This is a genomic window from Peribacillus sp., assembly GCF_059453735.1.
Genome location: NZ_JAZVJO010000355.1, coordinates 1 through 6,091, shown reverse-complemented (window position 1 = coordinate 6,091; position 6,091 = coordinate 1). Strand labels below are relative to the sequence as shown.

The following is a 6,091-nucleotide window of genomic DNA, read 5'->3' as shown; positions in this document are numbered from 1 at the left end:
TCGGTAATAAACGGCATAAACGGGTGAAGCAGGCGCATTGTGTTATCAAGAACATAAGCAAGAATTGAACGTGTTGTTTTCTTCGCTGCTTCGTCTTCACCGTATAATGGCAGTTTCGCCATTTCAATGTACCAATCACAGAAGTCATCCCAGATGAAGTTATAAAGCGCACGGCCGACTTCACCGAACTCATATTTATCAGCTAGTCTTGTTACGGTTTCAATCGTTTCATTTAAACGAGTTAAAATCCAGTTATCGGCTACTGATTTTTCACCATTTAAATCGATTTCTTCATATTTCAAGCCGTCCATGTTCATCAAGGCAAAGCGCGAAGCATTCCAGATCTTATTCGCAAAGTTCCATACGGATTCAACTTTTTCCGTACTGTAACGAAGATCTTGACCTGGTGATCCGCCTGTTGACAAGAAATAACGTAATGAATCGGCGCCATACTTCTCAATCACTTCCATTGGATCGACACCATTACCCAGTGATTTACTCATTTTCCGGCCTTGTTCATCGCGAACCAGTCCGTGAATAAGCACATCTTTAAATGGACGCTCACCGGTAAATTCAATTCCTTGGAAGATCATCCGTGAAACCCAGAAGAAAATGATATCATAACCAGTTACAAGTGCACCGGTTGGGTAATAGCGTTTGAAATCAGCTTGATCAGTATCCGGCCAGCCCATTGTAGAAAATGGCCAAAGTGCTGAACTGAACCAAGTATCTAACACATCATTATCCTGTTCCCACATCTCGCTGTCTGCTGGTGCTTCTTGACCCACATAGACTTCGCCAGTTTCTTTATGGTACCAAGCAGGAATTCTATGTCCCCACCAAAGCTGACGAGAAATACACCAATCATGAATATTCTTCATCCAGCGTAAGTACGTATTTTCAAAACGTTCAGGAACAAAATTAACTTTTTCGTCCTCGGATTTCTTCTGTAATTCAATAGAAGCATCAGCAAGCGGCTGCATTTTTACAAACCATTGTGTAGAAAGATAAGGTTCTACAACAGCTCCGCTTCGTTCGGAGTGGCCAACTGAGTGAAGATGTTCTTCGATTTTGAACAATACACCTTGTTCTTGAAGATCTTTAACAATTTGCTTACGGCATTCAAAACGGTCCATTCCTTCATAAATACCAGCTTTTGCATTCATCGTACCGTCTTCGTTCATAACAAGAATGCGTTCAAGATTATGGCGGTTCCCTACTTCAAAGTCATTCGGATCATGTGCCGGTGTAATTTTTACAACCCCTGAACCAAAATCAATTTCAACATAATCATCGCCAACAATCGGAATTTCACGTCCAACGATTGGTAAAATAACTGTTTTTCCGATCAGGTGTTTATAACGATCGTCTTCTGGATGAACCGCAATTGCTGTATCACCAAGCATCGTTTCTGGACGAGTAGTTGCTATTTCAATTTCACCTGAACCATCAGCAAGCGGATATTTCATATGATAGAAGGCACCTTGAACATCCTTATGAATAACTTCTATATCAGAAAGGGCTGTTTTCGTAGCTGGATCCCAGTTAATGATTCGTTCCCCACGATAGATTAGACCTTTTTTGTATAAGTCAACAAACACCTTATTAACAGCTTTCGACAAACCTGAATCAAGGGTAAATCGTTCACGGGAGTAATCTAGACCCAATCCTAATTTCGCCCATTGATCGCGGATATGTCCTGCATATTCTTCTTTCCACTTCCATGTTTCTTCGAGGAATTTCTCGCGTCCTAGGTCATATCGGCTTATGCCGTCTGCACGAAGTTTTTGTTCTACTTTCGCTTGAGTAGCAATCCCCGCATGGTCCATTCCCGGCAGCCAAAGTACGTCCATTCCTTGCATCCGTTTCATACGAGTTAGAATATCTTGGAGTGTGGTATCCCATGCATGACCTAAATGAAGCTTTCCTGTCACATTCGGCGGCGGGATTACAATCGTATACGGTTCTTTTGTTTCATCAGGTGCGGCTTCAAAGTATTTCCCTTCTAACCACCACTCATAGCGGCCTTTTTCGATACTTTGCGGATCATATTTCGTTGGCATTGCTTGTAGATTATCTTCCATAATTATTCCTCCTATAATGGCTTTTTTTCCATAAAAAAACTTCCTCATCTCAAAAGGACGAAGGAAGTTTTTCGCGGTGCCACCTTTTTTCCGAAAAAGAGAATCATCGCGTGTTTTGCGATTCTTAATCGGCTCTCAAATAAGATAACGGCTTCTGCCGGCACCCGTTACTCACTTCACGGATACAGCTCACAGACGACTTCAGGGGATACTAACTTAGAAACCTTTCACCAATCGGTTTCCTCTCTAAAAGCAGCTTTCCACCGTACTACTCCTGATCACAGCATTCAATTTATGTAGTTACGTCATTATTCACAAAAGAATTAATACTATTATCTTACTTAAAAAACAGGGCTTTCGTCAATCATCTTTTCCTAATTCCCGAGATTTTATACGATTTGTGCTAGCTTATGCCAGACATTACAGGTATGTGCGTGGATTACGCGTTTATGTACAGTGATGGAGTTGGCCATTTCTAGTTAAAAAACAGCCGGAGCGTGTTTGTCATGACTCTCCTCCTGCTCCGGCATTAACTTTGCTCCTGTTCAGCTGCTTGAGCTGCTTCCGGTGCTGCAGCTTTTTTACTATTTTCAATTTCTTCAATTTTCATCACCATATATTCGATGTTTTTCAACTGCCAGTAGTGACGTTGTAAAGATTTCACGGATTGGTACTCACTTTTGTTTGTTTTTTCGAAATACTTTCTCGCAATGGAGACTGTAGCTCCGGGATACGCTAAATAGCTCTGGAAAAGAAGCATTTCTTCTTCCTTAAACGGAAAATAGCGAAAATAATTATATAACCAATCAATACAATCATTATTATTGGATGGATACGTTTTAGCTGTTTTCTCCAAAAACGGAAGCAAATCAAAATGCGGTGGTGCTTGTTGTGACCTCTCAAAATTAATGAAATAACCATAGCCTCGTTCATTATAAATAAAGTGTTTTAGTGAAACCTTGCCGTGTGTGACAACCGTCCTGACTTTTTCCAAATCCTTTGACTTTTCAGCCCATGATTCTATTTTTTTCAGGGAGTAATCCATTGCTTGTGAGATATCAGTATAATAGCTGCAAAACATCATTTCAAAAGGCGCCATATACCATTTCTTTTCACAAGCAACGACAAATTCATCTAGAAATACCCGTTGCTTTTTCCACTCCTCAATAGTTAGGTTATAATGCTCTTCTCGTTCCTCCGTATCAACCGGCATATCTCTTACCGATAATGTATGCATCCGAGCTAATTCACGAAACATCTGCTTATGACGCTCGGAACGTTCTCCGCTTTCTTCATCAACAAGCCAAGGCATTAAATAATACAAACGATTGTCGTTCAGAACACCATATCGACCACCTTCAGCTTGGTAAATCGGTACAATCCGATTATATCCGCGTTGATACAGCGTTTGAATATTTCGGATAAAATCAATCCCCTGCTGTGCTGGCATTGACTTTAACGCAAATACACCCTGTTCACTGTAGACCTTAGTGATTTTTCCAAAGTCTTCAAGATATTTAACACGAAGTCCGTATTGAGACAATATTTCACCTAAGTTTTGATCGGGTTCTTTATTTCGATACACTGTCTGTCACTGCCTTTCTTCATTCAATAAAAGCAGAGCCAATAGTGACCCTGCTTTTATCAATTAGTGCTTGTATACGGTCACCTTAGGAATGTACAATACTTGGCCTTCATAAATATCCATTGTTGGCTCAAGCATATTACTGTTCATTAAGGATTGAACAGAGACGTCATAACGCTCAGATATAATATCGAGCGTATCCCCTTGTTGCACGATATAAACCTTCATCTTCACAAGCTCTTCTTCTTGTTTCCTGCCAAAGAAATCAGTTAGTGAAACATGCTTCTCTTTGGTATCCTCCTTCGACTCCTGTTTATTTTTCTTATAACTTTTAGAACGCGGAGCTTCTACAGGTTCTGCTTCTTGCGTTTCTGGCTTTCGAACAAGATCCAATAGGTGATGGTATTTCTTTTCCTGTTTTTGTTCAGCTTCTACTGCTGACTCCTCTTCACCACTTTCTTCATAAACAGGTCCTGTTGGTTGTTGAAATACCACTGGGTCTGCTGCTTTCTTTGCTACAGTCTCAGTCGAGCAATCTTCTTGGTCTCTTTTCAGCACCGGTCCTTTTTTAGGTTCAAAAACAGTAGTGGATGATTCTTCATCTGGCTGCTTCCTAGCTTCAACGTAAAACGGCTTATATAAATCGTCGTTAGACTCAGGAATCTCCCTGTTAAGCGGCTCCATCTTACGATCAGCAACGGCTTCCTCGCTCGACTCTACACTTGACTCCACCTCTAATTCAACAGATAACTGGGAACTTGACTCTTGTTTTATTTCCTCCCTAGCCCCGTCACTTACCTCCTGTTTATCGTATTGCTGAGAACTTGACTCTTGTTCGACTTCGTATCTTGAGTGAGAACTTACCTGCTGCTTTTCGTTTGACTGAGAACTTGATTCCTGTTCGATTTCAATCTCATATTCTTCTTGTTTCATTTCATCTCTTTGAGGCATTGCAGGCTGTTCGCCATAAATACCTGTCACCAGCAAGTCAGCCTGAAGCTTCAAGCAATTTCTTTCAATCAACGTGTAATCAAACGTATGAATATTTACACCAATATCATCGACTGATTCCACCCGATTGTACGGAATGGAAATATCGACAGGAAAGCGATGATTAAATTCCTGTGTGCCATTCCCTGAGTCTTCTACAGATTGCATCGTCTTCGGATAATACCCCTGTGAATAATGCTTTATTTCTGATTCACCGCTTGAATGATTAATCTTATATTCCCCACTCAAATCAAGAGTTCCTCTAATTACTACATACTCATCACTTTCCTGGATAGTCACATTTGGATCGAGTGAAATCGAATAGAGCTCGGCTACTTCCTGCCCCTTCTGAAACCAAATCGATTCCTCGAGTGTAAAACGTAAAAACGGCAAATTATCCGCGGTCAAAACCATTCCTCCTTTCAAAACAATAACGATACCAATACAATTTATGAAACTTGACAGCCATTTATGCCACCAAAGAAACGCGTGTTGGATTATTTTGAAAGTTCACTCGTGGAACCCGCCAATTCGAGCCATTTAAGCAGTTATTCTTCCCTACTCCAAAATGATCAAACTCATCAAACTATTTATTCTTTAAATCTCTTATTGTAAAAATAGTGTATCTGGCTCTTATTAGATACGCTGTCTGGGCAATCCAGCCTCTCAAACTGCGAGAAAGTGGTCTTACTTCACTAAAAAGATAGGATTCTACGTTAGTTTCACCAGTTCAAGCTTGCCGGATCACGCCGATTCGGCCGTATTGAGCAGTTATTTGGCCCTTTCTCTGATTGATTCGGCCCGAACCGGCTATCATTCGGCCCGAACTCGATTTGATTCGGCCTTTCCCAAAATTACCTTGCCGAACCAGCTAGTAACTATCTATTTATACCTCTTGTTGCAAACTAGTGTTTTTAGATACCCTTTTTGGGCAACCCCGCCTCTCTAACTCCGCTAAATAGCTGCCGATTTGCCTCTATTTAGCAGTTATTCTTCCCTAACATTGATTGATTCTTCCCTAACTCGCTTTTATTCTTCCCTATCCTTCGATGATTCTCCCCTAACTCGCTTTCATTCTGCCCTACCTCAGAATGACCAAGCTGATCCAACTATTCCAGTTATCCCTTTGTACCTCTTGTTGCAAAAATAGTGTATCTGGCTCTTTTGGATACACTGTCTGGACAACCCCGCCTCTCAAATTATCAAAAAGTGATCTGATTTTGCGTTCGTTTTACTATTTCAAGCTTGCCGGATCACCCAAAAATAGCTTAATGAACGCTGATTCGTCCCATTTCAGCTGTTATTCGGCTCTTTCTCTGATTTATTCGGACCTTTTTGGCTATCATTCGGCCCAAACTCGACTTGATTCGGCCTTTCTCAAAATGACCTTGCTGACCCAGCTATCTCTTTATACCTCTTGTTGCAAAAATAG

Annotated in this window: 3 protein-coding genes and 1 other annotated feature; all 3 genes read right to left on the bottom strand. The window is 40.9% G+C overall.

The window, feature by feature from the left end; all coding sequences use genetic code 11:
• Window positions 1–2,084: valine--tRNA ligase (locus tag AC52RT_RS11375; protein WP_495540851.1), on the bottom strand; the 2,084-nt coding region annotated here is incomplete at its 3' end.
• 50 nt (window positions 2,085–2,134) lie between these two features.
• Window positions 2,135–2,375, bottom strand: a binding site (T-box leader).
• Window positions 2,376–2,613: 238 nt separating this feature from the next.
• Window positions 2,614–3,669, bottom strand: coding sequence for a spore coat protein YsxE (gene ysxE / locus AC52RT_RS11370; protein ID WP_495540850.1), 1,056 nt, complete (start codon window positions 3,667–3,669; stop codon window positions 2,614–2,616).
• Window positions 3,670–3,732: 63 nt separating this feature from the next.
• On the bottom strand, window positions 3,733–5,067 hold the full coding sequence (locus tag AC52RT_RS11365) for a LysM peptidoglycan-binding domain-containing protein (RefSeq protein WP_495540849.1): 1,335 nt from the start codon (window positions 5,065–5,067) through the stop codon (window positions 3,733–3,735).
• Window positions 5,068–6,091: the final 1,024 nt, after the last annotated feature.